The 20,783-nt window shown below is 71.3% G+C and carries 17 protein-coding genes and 1 other RNA gene; 5 read left to right on the top strand and 13 right to left on the bottom strand.

The window, feature by feature from the left end; translation table 11 throughout:
• Positions 1 to 11 precede the first annotated feature (11 nt).
• The 8 genes from mraY to N5D62_RS20670 all read right to left on the bottom strand — a co-directional run bounded on the left by mraY (position 12) and on the right by N5D62_RS20670 (position 9,372).
• Positions 12 to 1,190: a phospho-N-acetylmuramoyl-pentapeptide-transferase gene (gene mraY, locus N5D62_RS20705; RefSeq protein ID WP_279759781.1), complete on the bottom strand. Its 1,179-nt coding sequence runs from the start codon at positions 1,188 to 1,190 to the stop codon at positions 12 to 14.
• Positions 1,180 to 2,616, bottom strand: a complete 1,437-nt coding sequence (gene murF / locus N5D62_RS20700; protein WP_279759793.1) for a UDP-N-acetylmuramoyl-tripeptide--D-alanyl-D-alanine ligase — start codon at positions 2,614 to 2,616, stop codon at positions 1,180 to 1,182. Before murF ends, mraY begins: the two co-directional genes overlap by 11 nt.
• 50 nt (positions 2,617 to 2,666) lie before the next feature.
• Entirely contained in the window at positions 2,667 to 4,178 is a 1,512-nt protein-coding gene (locus N5D62_RS20695; protein ID WP_279759780.1) for a UDP-N-acetylmuramoyl-L-alanyl-D-glutamate--2,6-diaminopimelate ligase, read from the bottom strand.
• Positions 4,179 to 4,191: 13 nt separating this feature from the next.
• Positions 4,192 to 5,976 (bottom strand): penicillin-binding protein 2, encoded by a 1,785-nt coding sequence (locus tag N5D62_RS20690; protein ID WP_279759779.1) that lies wholly within the window; start codon positions 5,974 to 5,976, stop codon positions 4,192 to 4,194.
• Positions 5,973 to 6,293, bottom strand: a complete 321-nt coding sequence (ftsL, locus tag N5D62_RS20685; protein ID WP_347881829.1) for a cell division protein FtsL — start codon at positions 6,291 to 6,293, stop codon at positions 5,973 to 5,975. The genes N5D62_RS20690 and ftsL overlap by 4 nt, the downstream gene beginning before the upstream one ends.
• A complete protein-coding gene (rsmH, locus tag N5D62_RS20680; protein WP_279759778.1) occupies positions 6,290 to 7,297 on the bottom strand; it encodes a 16S rRNA (cytosine(1402)-N(4))-methyltransferase RsmH in 1,008 nt (335 codons plus the stop codon). Before rsmH ends, ftsL begins: the two co-directional genes overlap by 4 nt.
• Positions 7,298 to 7,302: 5 nt before the next feature.
• A complete protein-coding gene (mraZ, locus tag N5D62_RS20675) occupies positions 7,303 to 7,731 on the bottom strand; it encodes a division/cell wall cluster transcriptional repressor MraZ (protein WP_279759777.1) in 429 nt (142 codons plus the stop codon).
• Between the two features lie 402 nt (positions 7,732 to 8,133).
• Entirely contained in the window at positions 8,134 to 9,372 is a 1,239-nt protein-coding gene (locus N5D62_RS20670) for an MBL fold metallo-hydrolase (RefSeq protein ID WP_279759776.1), read from the bottom strand.
• Positions 9,373 to 9,460: 88 nt separating this feature from the next.
• Here N5D62_RS20670 and N5D62_RS20665 point away from each other — a divergent pair, with 88 nt between their 5' ends.
• On the top strand, positions 9,461 to 10,189 hold the full coding sequence (locus N5D62_RS20665; protein WP_279759775.1) for a TetR/AcrR family transcriptional regulator: 729 nt from the start codon (positions 9,461 to 9,463) through the stop codon (positions 10,187 to 10,189).
• 15 nt (positions 10,190 to 10,204) lie between these two features.
• On the opposite strand, the gene N5D62_RS20660 is transcribed toward N5D62_RS20665, so the two are convergent.
• From N5D62_RS20660 to N5D62_RS20650, 3 genes are all read right to left on the bottom strand, one after another.
• Positions 10,205 to 12,013 (bottom strand): methyl-accepting chemotaxis protein, encoded by a 1,809-nt coding sequence (locus N5D62_RS20660; RefSeq protein ID WP_279759774.1) that lies wholly within the window; start codon positions 12,011 to 12,013, stop codon positions 10,205 to 10,207.
• Positions 12,014 to 12,261: 248 nt separating this feature from the next.
• Entirely contained in the window at positions 12,262 to 13,227 is a 966-nt protein-coding gene (locus N5D62_RS20655) for a carbonic anhydrase family protein (RefSeq protein ID WP_279759773.1), read from the bottom strand.
• A gap of 178 nt (positions 13,228 to 13,405) precedes the next feature.
• A complete protein-coding gene (locus N5D62_RS20650) occupies positions 13,406 to 14,632 on the bottom strand; it encodes a multidrug effflux MFS transporter (RefSeq protein ID WP_279759772.1) in 1,227 nt (408 codons plus the stop codon).
• A gap of 201 nt (positions 14,633 to 14,833) precedes the next feature.
• Here N5D62_RS20650 and N5D62_RS20645 point away from each other — a divergent pair, with 201 nt between their 5' ends.
• The 4 genes from N5D62_RS20645 to N5D62_RS20630 all read left to right on the top strand — a co-directional run bounded on the left by N5D62_RS20645 (position 14,834) and on the right by N5D62_RS20630 (position 18,030).
• Positions 14,834 to 15,802 (top strand): Gfo/Idh/MocA family oxidoreductase, encoded by a 969-nt coding sequence (locus tag N5D62_RS20645; RefSeq protein ID WP_279759771.1) that lies wholly within the window; start codon positions 14,834 to 14,836, stop codon positions 15,800 to 15,802.
• Positions 15,803 to 15,815: 13 nt separating this feature from the next.
• An RNA gene (gene rnpB / locus N5D62_RS20640) (RNase P RNA component class A) lies at positions 15,816 to 16,151 on the top strand.
• An 88-nt stretch (positions 16,152 to 16,239) separates the two neighbouring features.
• The gene (locus tag N5D62_RS20635) at positions 16,240 to 16,707 is read left to right on the top strand and encodes a GNAT family N-acetyltransferase (protein WP_279759770.1); all 468 of its coding nucleotides are present in this window, start codon (positions 16,240 to 16,242) and stop codon (positions 16,705 to 16,707) included.
• Positions 16,708 to 16,932: 225 nt separating this feature from the next.
• Positions 16,933 to 18,030, top strand: a complete 1,098-nt coding sequence (locus tag N5D62_RS20630; RefSeq protein WP_279759769.1) for an acyltransferase — start codon at positions 16,933 to 16,935, stop codon at positions 18,028 to 18,030.
• Between the two features lie 221 nt (positions 18,031 to 18,251).
• Here the strand turns inward: N5D62_RS20630 and N5D62_RS20625 are convergent, their stop codons facing one another.
• Positions 18,252 to 19,310, bottom strand: a complete 1,059-nt coding sequence (locus N5D62_RS20625; protein WP_279759768.1) for an FHA domain-containing protein — start codon at positions 19,308 to 19,310, stop codon at positions 18,252 to 18,254.
• Positions 19,292 to 20,716, bottom strand: a complete 1,425-nt coding sequence (locus tag N5D62_RS20620) for a serine protease (RefSeq protein ID WP_279759767.1) — start codon at positions 20,714 to 20,716, stop codon at positions 19,292 to 19,294. The genes N5D62_RS20625 and N5D62_RS20620 overlap by 19 nt, the downstream gene beginning before the upstream one ends.
• Positions 20,717 to 20,783: the final 67 nt, after the last annotated feature.

Raw genomic sequence — 20,783 nt, 5'->3', positions numbered from 1 at the left:
TCGCGTCCCGCTCAGCGCAGCTTCAGGCTGGCCAGGCCGACCAGGCACAGCAGCATCGTGATGATCCAGAACCGGATGACGACCTGCGTCTCCTTCCAGCCCGACTTCTCGAAGTGGTGGTGCAGCGGCGCCATCTTGAAGATGCGCCGGCCCTCGCCGTACTTCTTCTTCGTGTACTTGAACCAGGTCACCTGGAGCATCACCGACAGCACCTCGGCGACGAACACGCCGCCCATGATGCCCAGCACGATCTCCTGGCGCGTGATCACCGCCAGCGTGCCCAGCCCGCCGCCCAGCGCCAGCGCGCCGACGTCGCCCATGAACACCTGCGCCGGATGCGCGTTGAACCACAGGAACGCGAGGCCCGCGCCCGCGAGCGCGGCGCAGAAGATCAGCAGCTCGCCCGCGCCCGGGATGTAGGGGAACAGCAGGTAGCGGCTGTAGACCGACGAGCCGGTCACGTAGGCGAAGACGCCCAGCGCCGAGCCCACCATCACCACCGGCATGATCGCCAGCCCGTCCAGGCCGTCGGTGAAGTTCACCGCGTTGCTGGTGCCGACGATGACCAGGTAGGACAGGCCGATGAAGCCGAACACGCCCAGCGGGTAGCTGATCGACTTGAAGAACGGCAGCATCAGGTCGGCCTTGGGCGGCAGCTCGGTCGAGAAGCCGCTCGTGACCCAGCGGAAGAACAGCTGCACCACGCCCAGGAAGCTGGTCTCCGACACGCTGAAGGCCAGGTAGATCGCCGCGATCAGGCCGATGATCGACTGCCACAGGAACTTCTCGCGCGAGCGCATGCCCTCGGGGTCCTTGTTGACGACCTTGCGGTAGTCGTCGACCCAGCCGATCAGGCCGAAGCCCATCGTCACCAGCATCACCACCCAGACGAAGCGGTTGGACCAGTCGAACCACAGCAGCGTCGACACGCCGATGCCGATCAGCACCAGCACGCCGCCCATCGTGGGCGTGCCGCTCTTGGCCAGGTGCTGCTGCACGCCGTACTCGCGGATCGGCTGGCCGATCTTGAGCTCGGTCAGGCGGCGGATCACCCACGGGCCGAAGGCCAGGCCGATCAGCAGCGCCGTCAGCGCCGCCATCACCGCGCGGAAGGTGATGTACTGGAAGACGCGCAGGAACCCCAGTTCAGGGAAATAGGTCTGCAGCCACTGGGCCAGACTAAGCAGCATGGGGGTCTCCTGGGCCGCCGGACAGCAAGGCGGCCACGATCTGTTCCATCTTCATGAAGCGCGAACCCTTGACCAGGATGTTCTGCACTTGCGGCGCGTCCTTCAGCGCGGCGATCAGCTCGCCGACGGTGTCGAACGCGCGGGCGCCCGCGCCGTAGGCGGACGCGGCGTCGCGGGCGGCGGCGCCGGCGGTCCACAGCGCCGACAGGCCCTGGTCGGCCGCGTGCGCGCCGACCTCCTGGTGGAAGGCCGGGCCCTGCTCGCCGACCTCGCCCATGTCGCCCAGCACCAGCCAGGACGCGCCCGGCAGCTCGGCCAGCACGTCGATGGCGGCGCGGACGCTGTCGGGGTTGGCGTTGTAGCTGTCGTCGATGAGCGTGACGCGGCGGCCCTGCCACACCGCCGTCTGCAGCGCGGAGCGGCCCTTGACCGCCTTGAACGCCTGCAGGCCGTCGCGGATCGCGGCCAGCGGCGCGCCGGCGGCCAGCGTGCAGGCCGCGGCGGCCAGCGCGTTGCGCACGTTGTGCTGGCCGGCCATCGCCAGCGCGACCGGGATCGCGCCCGCGGGCGTCAGGATCTCGATCGCCCAGTGGCCGGCGGCGCCCTGCGCGGCGCTCGCGTCGGTCGGCGCGACCCATTGCGCGCGGCCCATCACGTCGGCCTGGCCCTGCAGCGCGAAGCTCAGCGTCGCGCGGCCGGCGGCCTGCTCCTGCCACACCGGCGCGCAGGGGTCCTCGGCCGGGAACACCGCCACGCCGGCCGTGCCCAGCGCGCCGATCACCGCGCCGTTCTCGCGCGCCACCGCCTCGACGGTGTGCATGAACTCCTGGTGCTCGCGCTGCGCGTTGTTGACCAGCGCCACCGTCGGCTGCGTCATCGCGGCCAGCGGCGCGATCTCGCCGGGGTGGTTCATGCCGAGCTCGACGACCGCGGCGCGGTGCCAGGCGGCCTCGTCCTGGCGCAGGCGCAGCAGCGTCAGCGGCACGCCGATCTCGTTGTTGAAGTTGCCTTCGGTGGCCAGCATCGCGGCCTCGCCCAGCCAGGCGCGCAGGATGGCCGCGATCATCTGCGTGACCGTGGTCTTGCCGTTGCTGCCGGTCACGGCGATCACCGGCAGGTGATGCCGCTCGCGCCAGGCCTGCGACAGCAGGCCCAGCGCCGCCTTCGCGTCCGGCACCAGCAGACCGGGCAGGCCGGCCTCGGCCAGGCCGCGTTCGGCGAGCGCCGCGGCCGCGCCGGCCGCCTTGGCCTGGGCCAGGAAGTCGTTGGCGTCGAAACGATCGCCGCGCAGCGCGACGAACAGGTCGCCCGCGCGCAGCGAGCGCGTGTCGGTGTGCACGCGCGACAGCACCGTCGCCGGATCGCCGACCAGCGCGACCGCCGGCAGCAGCGGCTGCAGCAGTTCATGCGCGCGGCCGAGCGTCATCAGCGGCGCCTCGGCCCCGCCCGCGGCGATCGACGGCGTGATGGTGTCGCTCACAGCCCCGCCCTCTCGATCAGCGCGGCACGCGCCGCCTGCACGTCGGAGAACGCGCGGCGCTCGCCGCGGATCTCCTGGTAGTCCTCGTGGCCCTTGCCGGCGACCAGCACCACGTCGCGCGCGCCGGCCTGGTCGACGGCCCGGGCGATCGCCTCGGCGCGGTCGGCGATGACCTCGCGCGCGGCGCCGGCGGGCAGGCCGGCCTCGATGTCGGCCAGGATCTTCGCCGGGTCCTCGGTGCGCGGGTTGTCGCTGGTCAGCACGACATGCGCCGCGAGCTTCGCGGCGATCGCGCCCATCAGCGGGCGCTTGCCCGGGTCGCGGTCGCCGCCGCAGCCGAAGACCACGCGCAGCTCGCCGCCGCGCGCGGCCGCCAACGGCTTCAGCGCGCCCAGCGCCTTCTCCAGCGCGTCGGGCGTGTGGGCGTAGTCGACGACCAGCTGCGGCAGCTCGCGGCCGCTGCCCACGCGCTGCATGCGGCCCGGCACCGGCGTGACCAGCGCGGCGACGCGCGCGATGTCCTCCAGGCCATGGCCCAGCGCCCGCAGCCCGGCGATCACGCCCAGCAGGTTGGACACGTTGTAGTCGCCGATCAGGCCGGTCTGCACCGCCACCGACGCGCCGCCCTCGCGCAGCGTGAAGGCCAGGCCGTGCGCGTCATGGCGCAGGTCGGTCGCGCTCAGCCGCGCGTCGTCGCGGTCCAGGCCGTAGGTCCAGAGGTCGAGCCGGCCGGCCGCGGCCAGTTCGGCGGCGAGCTCGGCGCCCTTCGCGTCGTCGATGTTGACGACCGCGGCCTTCAGGCCGTCCCAGTCGAACAGCTTGCGCTTGGCCACCCAGTAGGCGTCCATGCCGCCGTGGTAGTCGAGGTGGTCCTGCGTGAAGTTGGTGAACAGCGCGACCCGGATCGTCGTGCCGGTCAGCCGGTGTTCCTCGATGCCGATCGACGAGGCCTCGATCGCGCACGCGCCGAAGCCGTCGTCGGCCATGCGCTTGAACGCTTCCTGCAGGCGCACCGGATCGGGCGTGGTCAGGCCGGTGGCCTCGATCGAGGCGTTCGTCGTCGCGCCCGGCACCGGCGGCTGGCCGACGCCCAGCGTGCCGATCACGCCGCAGCGCGATCCGAGCAGCGTCAGCGCCTGCGCGATCCACCAGGCGCTGGAGGTCTTGCCGTTCGTGCCGGTCACCGCCAGCACGCTCAGGCGCTGGCTGGGCTCGCCATAGAAGGCCGAGGCGATGCGGCCGCAATTGGCCTTCAGGTCGGGCAGCGAGGCGATGCGCGCGTCGGTGAAGCCATGCTCGGCCGCGCCGGCGTGCTCGACCAGCGCGGTCGCGGCGCCCGCGGCCAGCGCGCCGGCGACGAACTGCCGCGCGTCCTTGGCATAGCCGGGCCAGGCGATGAAGGCGTCGCCGGCGCCGACGGCGCGGCTGTCCGTGCGCAGCTGGCCGCTCGGCGTCCATTCCAGCAGCCAGCGGGCAGCGGCTTCGGGGGATTTCAGGTGCATCAACATGGTTCGTGCCCGCTCAGAAACTCTCGTCCACGGCCTGCAGCTTCTGCTGCGCCACGATCTGCGGCTTGACCTCCAGGTCCGGCGGCTCGCCGATCAGGCGCAGCGTCTGCGCCACCACCTGGCTGAAGACCGGCCCGGCGACGGCGCCGCCGAAGTACTGGCCGTTCTTCGGCTCGTCGACCATCACCGCCACGATGATGCGCGGCCTGGAGATCGGCGCGATGCCCACGAACCAGGAACGGTATTTGTGGCTCGCGTAGCCCTTGCCTTCCTGCTTGTGCGCCGTGCCGGACTTGCCGCCGACGCTGTAGCCCGGGACCATCGCCTGCGGCGCGGTGCCGCCGGGGCCGGCGGCCATCTGCAGCATCGTGCGGATGTCCGCGGCCACCTTCGGGCTGAAGACCTTGATGCCGGTCACCGGCTGGTCCGCCGGGTGCTTGGTCATCGTGATCGGGATGATGTCGCCGTCGCGCGCGAACACCGTGTAGGCGCGCGCCAGCTGCAGCAGCGACGCCGACAGGCCGTAGCCGTAGCTCATCGTCGCCTGCTCGATCGGGCGCCAGCTCTTCCACGGCCGCAGCTTGCCGGTCACCGCGCCGGGGAAGTCGATCTGCGGGCGCTGGCCCAGGCCGATCGCGGTGAACATCTCGTGCATCTCGCGCGGCTGCATCATCAGCGCCATCCGGGCCGCGCCGATGTTGCTGGACTTCTGGATCACCTGCTGCACCGTCAGGTCGCCGTGCGCATGCGCGTCGGTCGGCGACCAGCCGGCGATGACCACGCTGCGCGGGCCGGTGCTCAGCAGCGTGTCCGGACGCACGCGGCCGGTCTCCAGCGCCAGCGCGGTGGTGAAGGGCTTCATCGTCGAGCCGGGCTCGAAGACGTCGGTCAGCGCGCGGTTGCGCAGCTGCTCGCCCGACAGGTTCTGGCGGTGGCCCGGGTCGTAGCTCGGGTAGTTGGCCAGCGCCAGCACCTCGCCGGTGTGCGCGTCCAGCACCACGACCGAGCCGGCCTTGGCGTTGTTGTCGGCCACCGCGTCGCGCACGCGCTGGTAGGCGAAGAACTGGACCTTGGCGTCGATGGACAGTTCGATGTCCTTGCCGTTGGCCGCGGGGATGCGCTCGCCCATGTCCTCGACGACGCGGCCCAGCCGGTCGCGCACCACCGCGCGCGAGCCGTCGCGACCCTGCAGGTCCTTCTGGAACGCGAGCTCGATGCCTTCCTGGCCCTGTTCCTCGATGTTGGTGAAGCCGACGATGTGCGCGGCGGCCTCGCCCTCGGGGTACTGGCGCTTGTACTCGCGGTCCTGGAACACGCCCTTCAGGCCGAGTTCCTTGATCTTGCGGGCGGTCTCGTCGTCGGCCTGGCGGCGCAGGAACACGAAGCGGTTGGCCGGGTCCAGGCGCTTGTCGAGCTCGGCGCGCGACATGTCCAGCAGCTTGGCGAGCTGGCGGCGCTTCTCGGGGTCGGTGTCGACCTCCTTCGGGAAGGCCCAGATCGACGGCACCGCGACGCTGGCGGCCAGCACCTGACCGCTGCGGTCGCTGATCTTGCCGCGCGAGGCCGGCAGCTCCATCTTGTGGGCGTAGCGGGCCTCGCCCTGGCGCTGGAAGAAGTCCTCGCCGATCAGCTGGATGTAGGCCGCGCGCGCCAGCAGCCCGGTGAAGGCCAGGCCCACCAGCGCGACCAGGAAGCGCGAGCGCCACGGCGGCGTCTTGGACGCCAGCAGCGGGCTGCTCGAGTAGCTGACGCCGCGCGTGGGCGCGTTGCGGGAGCCCTTGCGGAGCTTGCCGATCATCGGGCGGCTCCTGGCGCCGTGGCGCGGCCGCGCACCGCGCTGGCCTCGACCGCGGGCGCGTCGGGGTTGAAGGTGATGGCCGGCGAGATCGGGCGCATCTTCAGCCGCTCGCGCGCGACCTGCTCGACGCGCAGGTTGGTCGCCTGCGCCTGGCGGTCGGCCATCAGGCGCTGGTAGTCGGCCTCGAGCCGGCGGCCCTCGGTCTGCGCGCGGTCGAGCTCGGTGAACAGCCGGCGCGACTCGTAGGCGCTGCGCACCATGTAGATGCCGGACACCAGCACCGCCAGGATCAGCAGCAGGTTCAGGCGGCCGATCATCGACGGCCTCCCTTCTTCTGCTTGCCGCCGGCTTCCGGCGCGGGCGGGGGCAGCGGCGCGTCGGTGCGTTCGGCCACGCGCAGGATCGCGGAGCGCGAGCGCGGGTTGCCCTGCACCTCGGCCTCGCTGGGCTTGACGCGCGCGATGGCGCGCAGCGGCTGCGGCCGGGGCGCGGCGAACGGGGCGCGGCGGTCGAACTCTTCCTTGCTGTGCGCGGCGATGAAGTTCTTGACGATGCGGTCTTCCAGCGAATGGAAGCTGATCACCGCCAGCCGGCCGCCCGGCTTGAGCTTGGACAGCGCGGCGTTCAGCCCCTGCTGCAGCTCTTCAAGCTCGGCGTTGACGAATATCCGTAGAGCCTGAAATGTGCGCGTTGCAGGGTTCTGGCCCGCTTCGCGGGTTTTGACTGCACCAGCCACGACTTGGGAAAGCTCGGCGGTTGTCCGGACAGGGCGCCCGCTTTCCCGGCGAGCCACAAGCGCCTTTGCAATCGGGAGAGCAAACCGTTCTTCGCCATAGTCGCGGATCACCTGAGCGAGTTGAGACACCTCCGCGCGCGCGATGAAGTCCGCCGCGCTTTCGCCGCGGGTGGTGTCCATGCGCATGTCCAGGGGGCCGTCGAACCGGAAGCTGAAGCCGCGTTCCGGGTTGTCGATCTGCGGGCTGGACACGCCCAGGTCCAGCAGGATGCCGTCGACCTGGTCGACGCCCAGCGCGTCGAGCTGCGCCGCCATGTCGGCGAACGCGCTGTGGCAAATGTGGAAACGCGGGTCGTCGACCCGCGTCTGTCCGGACGTCGCGGCCGCGACCGCCTCGGGGTCGCGGTCGATGGCGATCAACCGCCCTTTCTCGCCGAGCCGCGAGAGCAGCAACCGCGAATGGCCGCCGCGGCCGAAGGTGCCGTCGACGTAGATGCCGTCGGGCGTCGTGAACGCGCCGTCCACCGTCTCGTGCAGCAGCACGGTCGTGTGGGTGAAGGCGGGGGTGGACGGCTCGGTGCTCATGGCGCTCAGAAGCTGAAGTCCTGCAGGGCCGCGGGCATCTCGGACTGCATGATGGCGGCCTCGTGGGCGGCGTAGGCCTGGGCGTCCCAGAGCTCGAAATGGCTGCCCATGCCCAGCAGCATGGTGTCCTTCTGCAGCCCGGCCGAGGCGCGCAGCTCGGGCGCGATCAGCACGCGGGCGGCGCCGTCGATCTCGACGTCCTGGGCGTTGCCCAGGAACACGCGCTTCCAGCCGGCCGCCGACATCGGCAGCGCGGCGACCTTGTCGCGGAACTGTTCCCACGCGGGACGGGGGAAGACCATCAGGCAGCCTTCCGGGTGCTTGGTCAGCGTGAGCTGGCCGCCGCACAGCGCCTGCAGGACCTCGCGGTGCCGTGCAGGGACGGTCAAGCGCCCCTTGGCGTCCAACGCCAAGGCACTCGCCCCCTGAAACACGACATTCGCCACTTTGCCCCACCGAATTGCACTTTCTCCCACTTTAATGGCGGGAGGCTGTCCGGTCAAGGAAATTTGGCGTTTTTCCCAATCAAATCAATTACTTAGCTCCTATATTGGAGTCATCATGCCAAAAAAAAGTTGTTCAAAATGAAGGACTTAACAACTGGTGTGGAAGTGATGGATCAACTCAAACCGATGGTCGTACCCACCTGAAACCGGGACACGCGCGCCGCGCCCGATGCCGCGATCAGTCCCCCCGGCGGTGGGCCGCAGGCCCCCAAATGGGCCGAAAACGTGCCCAGGGTGGTGGAAAAGTGGGAGGAATGCAAAAAGCCCGGCAGGGCCGGGCTCGGTGGGGGGAGATGGCGCGGCCAGGCCGCGCCCGTCATCGGGGTGGCGTCAGGGCGTCGCGGCCGAGGGCGCCGCGTTCGGCGGCAGCGGCGCGGCGGATCCGGCGCCTTCGGCGGCCCACCACTGCGGCGTCGCGCCCGGCTGCTCGATCGCCAGCGGCGCGCCGATCACCGGCGTCACCAGTTCCACGTTGCGCAGCCGCGCCAGCGCGCTGATGCGCTCGAACGGGTCCTGCCAGCGGTGCATCGCCAGGTCGAAGGTACCGTTGTGGATCGGCAGCAGCCGCTTGCCGTTCAGGTCGACGTGCGCCTGCATCGTCTGCTCCGGCTGCATGTGCACATAGGGCCAGCGCGGGTCGTAGGCGCCGGTCTCCATCAGCGTCAGGTCGAAGGGGCCGAAGCGCTCGCCGATCGTCTTGAAGCCGTCGAAGTAACCGGTGTCGCCGCTGAAGAAGATCTTCAACCCGTCGTCGACCAGCACCCACGACGCCCACAGCGTCGAGTTGCGGTCGCTCAGCCCGCGGCCGGAGAAATGCTGCGCCGGCGTGGCCGTCAGCTGCAGCCCGGCGATCGTCGTGCCCTGCCACCAGTCGAACTGCTGCACCTTGGCCGCCGGCACGCCCCAGTCGACCAGGCGCTGCCCCACGCCCAGCGGCGTCACGAAGTGGCGCACCTTGGGCGCCAGCGCCAGCACCGTGTCGTGGTCGAGGTGGTCGTAATGGTCGTGCGACAGGATCACGGCCTCGATCTCCGGCAGCTCGTCGAGCGCGATCGGCGGCGCGTGGAAGCGCTTCGGGCCCATCCAGGAGAACGGCGAGGCGCGCTCCGAGAACACCGGGTCGGTCAGCCAGAAGCGGCCGCGCAGCTTGAGCAGCACCGTCGAATGGCCCAGCCGGAACAGCGTCCGGTCGGGCGCCGCCAGCAGCTGGTCGCGCGTCAGCGCCCTCACCTCGATCGGCTGGTCCGGCGTCGTGCCCTTGGGCTTGTGGAACAGGAAGTCCCACATGATCCCGGCCGTCTTCCAGAAGCCCTGGTCGGGCTCCACCGCCGGGTTGTGGAACTTGCCGTCCGCCCATTGGGGCGAGGACTCGAGCGCCGGCTGGGTACCCTCCGGCGCGGGGGAGGACGAGCCCGAAGCCCCCGGAACGGGCAGCGGCGCGGGGGAGGACATCACGCGGGAAGCGGTCATGGCAAGGGCTCCAACAATCAGGACGGCGACCACGCCGCTCAGCGCGGTCAGCGACAGGCTCATCAGCGAGCGACGGGGGATCGAGCGGGCAGTCGGCATTTGAAAACTTGCACTACACGGTGTAGTTTTGACGCAGTGTAGACACCAGGAACGGAAAAGTAAACTCCCCGGTGTAAGATTGCATCCCATGACTTCCGACGTCCCCGCCCGCGCCCCCGCCGACACCCTGCCCTTGCCCGAGACCGCGCCTGGCGCCGCCTTGGACGATGAGGTGGAGGGGGCCGCCGCCGCGGACGCCGGCGGCGAGGCCGAACCGCTGCGCCTGACCGACCGCAAGCGCCAGGCGATCGTCGACGCGGCGATCGCGGAGTTCCGCGAGCACGGCTTCGAGGTCGCCAACATGGACCGCATCGCCGGGCGCGCGCAGGTCTCCAAGCGCACCGTCTACAACCACTTCAAGGGGAAGGACGCGTTGTTCGACGCGATCCTGGAGCGCCTGTGGGCCGCGACCGAGGCGCTGGTCAAGCTGCCCTACCGGGCCGACCGGCCGCTGCGGGAACAGCTGCTGACGCTGATCGAGCAGAAGCTCGCGATGAGCGGCGATCCGCAGTTCCTGGACCTGGCGCGGGTGTTGATCGCCGAGGCGATCCATGCGCCGCAGCGCGCGCGGGACATGCTGTGCCGGCTGGGCGGGCGCGAGGAGGGCCTGACCGTCTGGATCCGCGCGGCGATGGCGGATGGGCGGCTCAAGACCAGCGATCCGGCCTTCGCGGCGGCGCAGCTGCAGGCGCTGGTGAAGGGCTTCGCGTTCTGGCCGCAGATCACGATGGGCCAGCCGCCGCTGGACGCGGCGCAGCAGCGCCAGGTGGCGGACTCCGCCGCCGACATGTTCCTGTGTTTCCACGCCGCGGCCTGAACCGCGGCGCCGGCGTCAGCCCTGGCCGCCGCTGAGGCGGAAGGTGCCGACGACGTCGGCCAGCTTCTGCGCCTGGTCCTTCAGGCTCTCGGCCGCGGCGGCCGATTCCTCGACCAGCGACGCGTTCTGCTGCGTCACCTGGTCCAGCTGCGCGACCGCCACGTTCACCTGCCCGATGCCGTGGCTCTGCTCCTGCGCGGTGTGGCTGATCTCGCCGATCATCTGCGCCACGCGCTGCACGCTGCCCACGACCTCGTTCATCGTCTCGCCAGCGGTCGACACCTGGCGGGTGCCGGTCTCCACGCGCTCGACGCTGGCGGTGATCAGCGACTTGATCTCCTTGGCCGCGCCGGCCGAGCGCTGCGCCAGCGCCCGCACCTCGCCGGCCACGACCGCGAAGCCGCGGCCCTGCTCGCCCGCCCGCGCCGCCTCCACCGCGGCGTTCAGCGCCAGGATGTTGGTCTGGAAGGCGATCCCGTCGATCGTGCCGATGATGTCGGCGATCTGGCGCGAGCTCGCGCTGATCTCCTGCATCGTCGAGACCACCTGGCCCATCGCCTGGCCGCCGTCGCGCGCGACGCGGCTGGCGGTGTCGGCCAGCTGGCGCGCCTGGTCGGCGTTGGCGGCGCTGTTGGCCACGGTGCTGTTGAGCTCCTCCATCGAGCTGGCCGTCTCCTGCAGGTTGCTGGCCGTCTCCTCGGTGCGCTGGCTCAGGTCATGGTTGCCCGCGGCGATCTGGCGCGACGCCACCGCGATCGACTGGCTGGTCTCGCGCACCTGCAGCATCACCTGCTCGATCTTGTGGATGAACTGGTTGAAGCCGCGCGAGATGTCGGCGATCTCGTCCTCGCCGCGCACCTGCAGGCGCTGGCTCAGGTCGCCCTCGCCGGCGCCGATGTCGTTCATCGCGCGCTTGATGCCGGCCAGGCCCTGGAGCAGCGCGCCCACCGCGGCGGCCGCGACCAGCGCCGCCACCGCCGTCACGACGAGCATCGTCAGCCCGGCATTGCGCAGCACGTCCGACAGCGCGGCCAGCGCCTCGTTGCGCTCGGCCGCGGCGACCAGCACCCAGTCGGTGCCCGGCACGTCGATGGCCTTGAGGAAGAAGCGGTGATCGCCGACCTCGGCCAGCGTCGGCTCGTCGCCGTGCGCGGTGGCCAGCAAGGCGTCGTCGATGGCCGCCGACAGGTCCTTCACCGGCTTGAGCGTCAGCGCCGCGTCCGGATGGGCGATCACGGTGCCCTGCTTGTCCAGCAGCATCGCGAAGCCGCTGGCGGTGGGCTTGATCGACTTCATCGTCGCGACGATGTCGTCCAGCGCGACGTCGGTGCCGGTGACGGCCTTGAGCTCGCCGCCGGCGCGCACCGCGCTGGCGAAGGTCACGACCAGCTTCTTGCTCGACGCCGCCACGTACGGCGCGGTGATCACCGGCCGGTCCGAACCGGAGGCCAGCTTGTACCAGCCGCGGCCGGTGGGGTCGTAGTCCGACGGGCGCTGGCGGTCGGGGATCGAGATCATCCGCTTGTCCGCGCCGCCGACGTAGGCCAGGTCCAGCCGGCCCGACTGCTGCGCCTGCGTCAGCATGGCGCGCGGGTCCTCGAGCGTGGCCGCCGGGGCCATCGCGGCGACCACGTCCTTCTGCGTCTTCACCCAGGCGGCGACGCCCGAGGCGTTGGCGGTGGCGAGGTCGGTCAGCTGCGCCTGCACCTGGCGGCGCGCGTGATCGCGCACGGCCCAGTAGCTGGCGAAGGTGGCGAGCGCGACGGCCGCGACCACGATCAGGATGCTGATCGCGATCAGGCGCGACTTGATGGTCTTCAACACGATGGGGATTCCTGGGGGAGTTTTTGCGCGCACGTCCTTGACCAAGCTCAAGGCAAGCACCGGTCCCACGTGCGGCGGCGAGGATTTTGACGGCCCCGCGGCCCCAAACCAAGGGTTTCCACCAAGAAGAAGGCCGGTGCCGTGACGATCGTCACGGGCACCGGCCCAAAGCGGAAAACAGGATTCCCGCGGCTCAGTCGTCGCGCGCGAAGGCCCTCAGCGGGCCGTCGGCGGGCCCATGGCGGGCCTCAGTTCGATTCCTTGATCAGGCGGCCGGACTGCGCCTGCAGCGGCCGCGCGTTCATCGGGTACAGGTGCGAGAACACCGAGATCTGCTGGCCCGACACCGGCACCGGCTGGCGGAACACCATCCACAGCACGCCCTCGGTGCAGGGCGGCGTCGTCATCGAGCCCATGTAGGAGAAGTAGGCGCGGTCCTTGGGCAACAACTGGTTCAGGTCGATCGGCACCGGCGCGGCGTAGGTGTCGCCGCGTTCCAGCGGCAGGTGGTTCCAGACCGTCTGGATCAGCGCCTGGTCCTGGCCCCGCTCCAGCAGCACCGCCACCGTCGCCTGGCGGCCTTCGGCGTCCTTGTGGACCAGGTGGGCGACCATGTCGTACTGGCGGCCGTTGATGCGTTCCTCGCTGGGGCGATGGAAGTGGAACTGCTGCAGCTCGTAGCGGCGGCCCATCACCTGGATCGTGTTGCCCGGCGCGACGTTCACCTGGATCGTGTGGCCGGTGTCGACGACCGAGAAGCTGCTCGCCTTGTAGTCGAACTGGATCGCCTCCTGGTCGACCTTGATCGTGTCGCGCAGGTCGATCGGGCTCTGGCGGGTACCGATCGCGCATTGGCGGAACTCGGGCTGCAACTGGCCCCAGCGGTCGGGCGCGCCGTCGCCGGCGTAGGACCAGGGCGTGGCCGATTTCGCCGCGGAGGCCGCCGCCGCCGGCTTGGCCACGGCGCGGCGGGCGCGCAGGTCCACCGGGTTGCTGGTGCGCACGTCCTCCGGCGCCTTCTTCAGCTTGAGCGTCGCGGTGTCGTCCTTTAGGCGCTCGGCCAGGCGGTCGCGCAACTGCTCGGGGGCCTCGCCCTTGGGAGCGGGCGCGGGCGCGGACGCGGGCGGCTCGGCCGCGCGGGCGGCGCCGGCCAGCAGCAGGGACAGGCAAAGGGCGGCCGGCAGCAAGGCGCCGAGGCCGGGACGGTGAGGCATGGAACGGGCTCCGGGGCGGAAGGGAGAGCGGGCGGCAGCCGCGCGGGGCGCGGGCTCGTCCTGTCTATTTCGGAGCCTGGCGACGGTTCTTGAGCCCGGCGGCCGGGTCAGGCAGCGCGGACCGCACGCCGACCGTGACGGATCCGGCGCGCCCGCGGGCGGAGCGCGGAGCGCCGATTCAGGCGGCGGGCGCGGGCGGCGCCGGGATGTCGCGCTTGACCCAGGTCCAGGACACCAGCCCGATGCACATCATCGCGGCCGAGGCCAGCGCCAGCGTGACCGTCGAGTGCATCACCAGCGGCACCAGCACGCCGGCCACCAGGCCGTTGGCGGCGCTGCCGATGCAGGCCTGCAGCGAGGACGCCATGCCGCGGCGCTCGGGCGCCTGGTCCAGCACCAGCAGCGTCACCACCGGCACCATCAGCGCCCAGCCGAAGGCGAAGCTGCTGATCAGCGGGAAGGCCCAGTACGGGCTGGGCGCCAGCGTCAGGTTGCACGCGACGTTGGCGATCGAGGTGACGCCCATGATCAGGAAGCCGCGCCGGATCTGCTTGCGCGGCGTGATGTTGCCGGCCAGGCGGCCGCTGAGCCAGGCGCCGCCCATGATCCCGCCGATGCTGAACAGGAAGAAGATGAAGAACTGGGTCGGCTGCAGCGCCAGGTGCTCGCCCAGGAACACCGGCGCGGCCAGCACGTACAGGAACATGCCGTTGAACGGGATGCCGCTGGCCAGCGCCAGCAGCAGGAAGCGGCGGCTGCCCACCAGCGAGCGGTAGCCGCGCAGCAGCGAGCCGACGTGGAAGGGCTGGCGGTGGTCGCGGTGCAGCGTCTCGGGCATCAGGCGCCAGGTGACGGCGAACAGCAGCGCGCCGACAAAGACCAGGAACCAGAAGATCGCGTGCCAGTCGGCATGCACGTACAGGAAGCCGCCGATCATCGGCGCGATCGCCGGCGCCAGGCCGAAGAAGATCGTCACCTGCGACATCACCCGCTGCGCCTCCGACGGCGGGAACATGTCGCGGATGATCGCGCGCGACACGACCACGCCGGCGCCCGCCGACAGGCCCTGCACCGTGCGCCAGAACACCAGCTGGCCGATGCTGCCGGCCAGCGCGCAGCCCAGCGACGACAGCGCAAAGACCGCCATGCCCCACAGCACCACCGGGCGGCGGCCGAAGCTGTCCGACAGCGCGCCGTGGAACAGGTTCATCACCGCGAAGCCCAGCAGGTAGCCCGACAGCGTCTGCTGCATCTGCACCGGCGTGGCGTCCAGCGCCTTGGCGATGCCGGCGAAGGCCGGGATGTAGGTGTCGATGGAGAACGGCCCCACCGTGGCCAGCGCGGCCAGCAGGATGGCGAGGGCCCAGCGCGGCGCGCGCCACAGTTGGCTGGCTTCGGGATTCATGCGTGCGATGCGAGCGTGCGAGGAAGCCGCCGACGATACCCCCGGCGGGCCGCCGCGGCGACGGTCATGGCGGCCGGGAACGCCGCTTGCGAGGATCGCGTGCGCGGGTCGCCCGGTGCCGCCGGACGGCGTCGGCCAGTGTGGCGGGGCCCCTACACTGCGAAGCTTTGCGAACTTCGGGCGGAGACGGCGGTGCCAGGCGTGTTGAGCATTGGGGTGGTGGGACTCGGCGTGATGGGCCAGCGGATGCTGGCGCGGCTGGCCGGGCACGCGCGCCTGCGGGTCACCCGCGTCTGGGACGAGAACCCCGAGGTGCTGGCGCGGGCGCTGGCGCATTACCCGCTGCTGCGGGCCGCCACCGGCGCCGAGGCGCTGATCCGCGAGCCGGGCCTGCACGGCCTGTACATCGCCACGCCGCCGGGGCCGCACATCGCGCTGACCGAGCGCGCCTTCGACGCCGGGCTGGCGGTGCTGTGCGAGAAGCCGCTGACCACCGACTTCGCCGCCGCGCGCGCCTGCATCGAGCGCATCGGCCGGGAGCAGCGGCGCGCGGCGGTGAATTACTCGCTGGCGTCGTCGACCGGGCTGGCGCAGCTGCAGCTGGCCTTCGGCGCGGCCTCGCGCCGGCCGCTGGGCGCGCTCAACGAGGTCAGCATCGAGCTGCGCTTCGCCGCCTGGCCGCGGCCGTGGCAGGCCGGCGCGGGCGCCTGGCTCTCGCAGCGGGCCGAGGGCGGCTTCGCGCGCGAGGTGCTGTCGCACTTCATCTTCGTGCTGCAGCGGGTGCTGGGCCCGGCGCAGGTCGTGCGCAGCCAGGTCGACTATCCGGAGGACGGCATCGGCTCGGAGCGCGCGCTCGAGGCCGAGCTGGTCGCCGCGGGCGTGCCGGTGACGATCCGGGCGTCGCTGGGCGGCGATCGCGCCGACGACAACCGCATGCTGTGGCGCGCCAGCGAGGGCGAGATCGAGTTGCGCGACTGGTTCGGCGTCACCCAGCAGCGCCAGGGCGAGCGGGTGCAGAGCCTGGGCGACGCGGAGACGCTGCGCATGAACGGCATGACCGACCAGCTCTACCACTGGGCCGCGATGCTGGAGGGCCGATCGCACAGCCTGCCCGGTTTCGCCGAGGCGCTGGCGGTGCAGACGACGATCGAGGCGCTGCTGGTCGGGTAGACTCCCGCCCCGTGAAGCAAGCCAGACCGCCGCTGGTGCGATCGTGGAAACACGGCACTGGAGGAAGGTCCGGACTGCATAGAGCGGCGTAGCAGCTAACGGCTGCCCGGCGAAAGCCGAGGATCAGAGCAACAGAGACGAGTCGGAGCGGGCGCAAGCCCGCTCCGGGTGAAACGGGCAATCTCTACGCGCAGCAACACCAAGTAGGCCAGCGTCGATGCGGCTCGCAGAGCTGGCGGGTAGGTGGCACCGAGCCGGGCAGCGATGCCCGGCCCAGAGGAATGGCGGTCACGCGGGGAATCGCAAGAGGACCCGCGCACAGAATCCGGCCTATCGGCTTGCTTCACCCTTATGACGATTTGCAAGCGAACATTGGCTTGCAACCCCTTGCAGGACGTCGAGGACCGCTGGGCACATCGGTTGCTACCTTCGGGATCATGCAGATCCAACCCCTCGACCCCCGCAGCCCCGCCGCGATGTCCCTGCTGGCGCAATCGGACGCGTACCTGGCGGCCCTTCATCCGAACGGCAACCCCGCCCTCGAGGACCCGCACGCGCTGGCCCAGCCGCAGGTGCGCTTCATAGGCGTGTGGCTGGCCGAATGGCTGGCCGGATGCGCCGCGGTCAAGGTCGTGGACGGCGACGACGGCGCCTACGGCGAGATCCAGCGGATGTTCGTTCAGCCACAGTTCCGGGGACGTGGCCTGTCCAAGGTCCTGATGGAGGAGCTCGAGTCCCACTTGCGCGCGCGCGGCATCGAAACGGCGCGGCTGGAGACCGGCGTGCACCAGCCCGAGGCGCTCAGGCTCTACGAAACGCTCGGCTACGACCGCCGCGCGCCGTTCCGCGGCGACCCCGCGGACCCGTCGGCCGTCTTCATGGAAAAACGACTGACGGCCAACTGACCCGGCCGATTCCGACCGATTCCTGCCGCATCCCCGCGCCATTCCGGCGCCATTGCGGCGGTCTTGCGCCAGGTGCGGACGGCCCGCGAACGCGGTCGTCACGCGGTCGCCGCGCGGGCTGTCCCCTGGAAGGGTTCCCTCGTCCCAGGGGCCGTGCGGCGAGCGCACCGCGCGGCGGCGGCTTAACGTGCTGGCCTGCCCAGGCTCGCCGACCGCCTCCGCGCCATGCCCCCGACCCCCGACCACGCCCCGAAGCTGGCCTCGATCGAGGCCGCCCGCGCGCTCGCCGCGCTGGCGGTGGTGCTCATGCATGCGACGCACCTGATGCGGGTGCCGCAGTTCTCGGGACATGTCGCGCTGGGCGGGGTGTTCGACTTCGGTTACGTCGGTGTCGATTTCTTCTTCGTCCTGAGCGGATTCATCATCACCTACGTCCACCACGCGGAACTGGGACGCGGCGCGGCGCGCTGCCCCGGCTACCTGTGGAAGCGGTTCGTGCGCGTGTTCCCGATCTACTGGATGGTGCTGGCGATGACGGCGGCGCCGTCGATCGCCTCGCGCTGGCTGGCGGGACGCACGCCGGTGTCGACGCTGGGCGCGGACGACATCCCCGGCACGCTGCTGCTGTGGATCGGCGGGCAGGCGCCGGAGTACGTCGGCGTCGCCTGGTCGCTGCAGTACGAGGTGCTCTTCTACCTGAGCTTCTGCGTGCTGCTGCTCCATCTGCGGGCCGGGCTGGCGCTGTACGGCGCCTGGGCGGTGCTGGTGGTGGCGCAGGCCTTCGGCACCCTGCCCGGCCCGTTGCCGCTCAAGCTGGGCGATCCGCACTGCCTGCAATTCCTGATCGGCGTGGCCACCGGGCTCGTCGCGCGCCGCGGTCTGCTGCCGCTGGTGCAGCGTCAGGGGTGGCTGGTCGCGGCGGCCTTCGTCGCGGCCGTGATCCTGGAGCGCAGCGGGCCGTTCGGCGCGCATGGCTTCGGCGGCCGCGTGGCGCTGGGCCTGGCCTCTTCGGCGGTGCTGCTGACGCTGGTGGCGATGGAGCAGCGCCGCGCCGCGCGCACGCCGGCGTGGCTGTCGCGGCTGGGCGCGGTGTCGTACTCGCTCTACCTCGGCCACTGCCTGCTGATCAACGTGGTGCTGGGGCTGCTGGCCAAGGCCGGCCTCTACCGCGCGTTGCCGGAGGTCGTGGTCTTCGCGATCGCGGTCGCGGCGGCGGTGCTGGGCGGCTGGCTGATCGGCCGCTGCATCGAACTGCCGGTGGTCGCCTGGCTGCGCCGGCGCACCGCACCCCGGCGGGTCACGGCGCCGGCGGCCACCGCCTGATCGCTCGACGATTCCCTCGCACCGCCTCGCGAGGCCCCCCGAGAACTCCCTCGCCCCGCGTGCGGGGAGAGGGCCGGGGTGAGGGGTCTTCGGGGTGCATCAGCACCAGCCAGCAGCCCTCCCCCTCCCCCTCACCCTGCCCTCTCCCCCTCACGGGGGCGAGGGATTCTTTACCACGCGGCTCAGGGCGGGCCAGGGGTTGTTGGCCCCCGGCGTGAAGGTCACTCCTCGTTGTCCCCGCTCCCGCCGGCCTGGTCGTTGCGCTTCGCCGCCTGCTTGAGCAGCGGTGCCTCGAGCTTCTCCATGCCGTCGATGAAGCTGTCCACCGACTTGGGCGAGGCGACGCGCAGCGACGGCGGCGCCAGGGTGGCCATGTAGTTGGGGCCGAGCCAGTACTGCTGCTCGGTCCTGCGGCCGACGGTCAGCACGAGCCCGACCACGCACATCGCGCCGATGCCCACGGCCAGGCGCCGCGAGGCGCGTGGCCAGACGACGGTCGCATGCCACCACAGCAGCAGCGCCGCGCCGACCGACATCACCAGCGTCTCCAGCGCCAGCAGGCGCGGCGCGTTGAACGCATAGGCGCCCAGCGGCAGCAGCAGTTCGAGCAACTGCATCGCGACGGTCGCGACCAGCGCGCGCCACAGGTGCGCGCCGAACGCGAACCAGTGCCGGAACAGCTGCGTCACCAGCGCCCACAGCGCCGCCCAGATGAGCGCCACGCCCACCGGCGCCAGCAGCGCGCTGACGGTGTCGACCCAGGTCGCGGAGCCGTCGTTAGAGGCCCAGTTCGTGCCCCACAGGATCAGCGCCCACACCACCAGCATCGCCGGCAGCGACCACGACGGCCGCGCGTCGCGCTTGACCGGCTCGTCGGCGCGGTTCAGCGGCTTCTCGGCCGGCAACGCGTCCAGCGAGGTCCGCAGCCGCAGCCGCGTCGTGCCGATCTGCAGCAGCGCCGACGACGGCCACGCCGCGCGGCTGCCCGTCGCGAGCCGGCGCCCGTCGAGCCAGCCGCCGTTCTGGCTGGGCAGCAGCTCCAGCACCGGGCCGCCGGCGGCGGGCGCCGCGTCGGCCGCCTGCATCTCGTCGGCGCGTTCGGCGGCGGGTTCGCCGCGGTCCCAGTGCAGCAGCGCATGCGCGCCGGCCAGGTGCGGATCCGGCAGCACCAGGTCGCATTCCGGCGACCGCCCGATGCGCAGCGGCCACGCGCGCACCTTGTGGGATTCCCGGCAATGACCGTCCCGGTCGACGATCTCGATTACCGCGGCGTGGTCCATGCGAATCCTTGCAGGTAGTGGCGCGTCAGCTTGGTGGCATTCGCGAAGCTGACGCCGCGGGCGTCGAAGCGGCCCAGGGCGCCCTCGGTGGCGGCATCCACGTTGGTGACCAGCACCGTCAGGTCGAACAGCCCCTCCAGCTTGCGGTAGGCGCGCAGGCAGGCCACCGCGCGCAGCGGCGGGCCGTCCTTCTGCTGGACGAAGTCCTCCTTGCAGTAAGGCGCGGTGCGGTCGCGGTCGGGACCGCCCAGGCGCTCGTTGCGGAAGCTGGCGGAGTAGATGTTGGCGAAGCGGATCGCGCCGAGCTTGCTGCCGTCGTAGACCTCCTCGGTGACGCCGAAGTAACCGGTCTGCAGCGTCTCGCTGATGAACAGCGCGTGCTCCATCCGGCATTGCGTGCGCTGCATCTGCAGGCCCTGCGCGTCGGCGGAGGTGCCGCTGCCCCAGCAGCGCATGTACTGCTCCTGCGGGATCGGGAAGCGGTAGCGCGGGTGGGTCAGCGTGCGCCACGGCTGCGCCAGGAAGTTGCGCGAGAGCTCGTCCTGGTAGGCCATCAGCTGCTCGCGCAGCTTGGGCCAGGCGGCGCCCTTCATCGGCGCCGCGCCACGGCTGCGCGCCAGCAGCGCGGCCGCGTGCTGCGCCGGCACGAGGAAGCTCATCTGCTGCGCGAAGATCATCGTGGACACGTTGATGCCGACGATCTCGCCGTCCTCGTCGAGCACCGGCCCGCCGCTCATGCCCGGGTTGATCGAGCCGGAGTAGTAGATCAGCGGGTCGAAGCTGCGTTCCACCAGGCCGTTGTAGGTGCCCTCGACGACGGCGAACGCGACGTCGTGCGGATTGCCCATCGAATAGATGCGCTCGCCCTTGCCCAGCGGCTGGTCCGCCTTGCGGAACACCAGCGGCGTGCCGGTCATGCGCGCGACCACGCCCTTGGGATCGGCCTTCGGGTCGCCGCCCTTGGCCACGATGCGCAGCAGCGCCAGGTCGCGCCGGGCGTCGAAGTCCAGCAGCTCGATGTCGCCGCCGTCGCCCTCGGGGGTCTGGTATTGCAGCCGGTAGCGCTCGGGCTCGAGCGCGTGCTGGCTGACGACGTGGTAGTTGGTGATGACGTGGCCCTCGGCGCTGACCACGAAGCCCGAGCCCACCGAGGCCTGGCTGCCGTTGAACAGCGTGCGGACCTGCAGCAGCTGGGCGCGGCTGCGGTCATAGAGCCGGCGGGCGCTGGCCGAGACCGGTGCCGACGCCGTCGCCTGGCTGGCCGCGGCGGCCGGCGCGCTGGGGGGCGGGACCGGCGAGACCGGCGCGGGCTGGGGCTGCGCCGCGACGGGCAGGCCCAAGGCCGCCAGCAGCAGCAGGGCCGCCCCGAAGGCGGCCCGCCCGGGGGTGAGAAGTTTTCGCGACAACGCAGGAGACTCCAGGAAAGGGCGAACGCCGCATGCTAGCGGCTTTGCGCAGGCCGACAGCAATCGA

Source organism: Mitsuaria sp. GD03876 (genome assembly GCF_029840635.1).
Classification (GTDB): domain Bacteria; phylum Pseudomonadota; class Gammaproteobacteria; order Burkholderiales; family Burkholderiaceae_C; genus Roseateles.
Note: the sequence above shows the minus strand (reverse complement) of the source record. Positions and strands in the feature narration are given on the sequence as shown.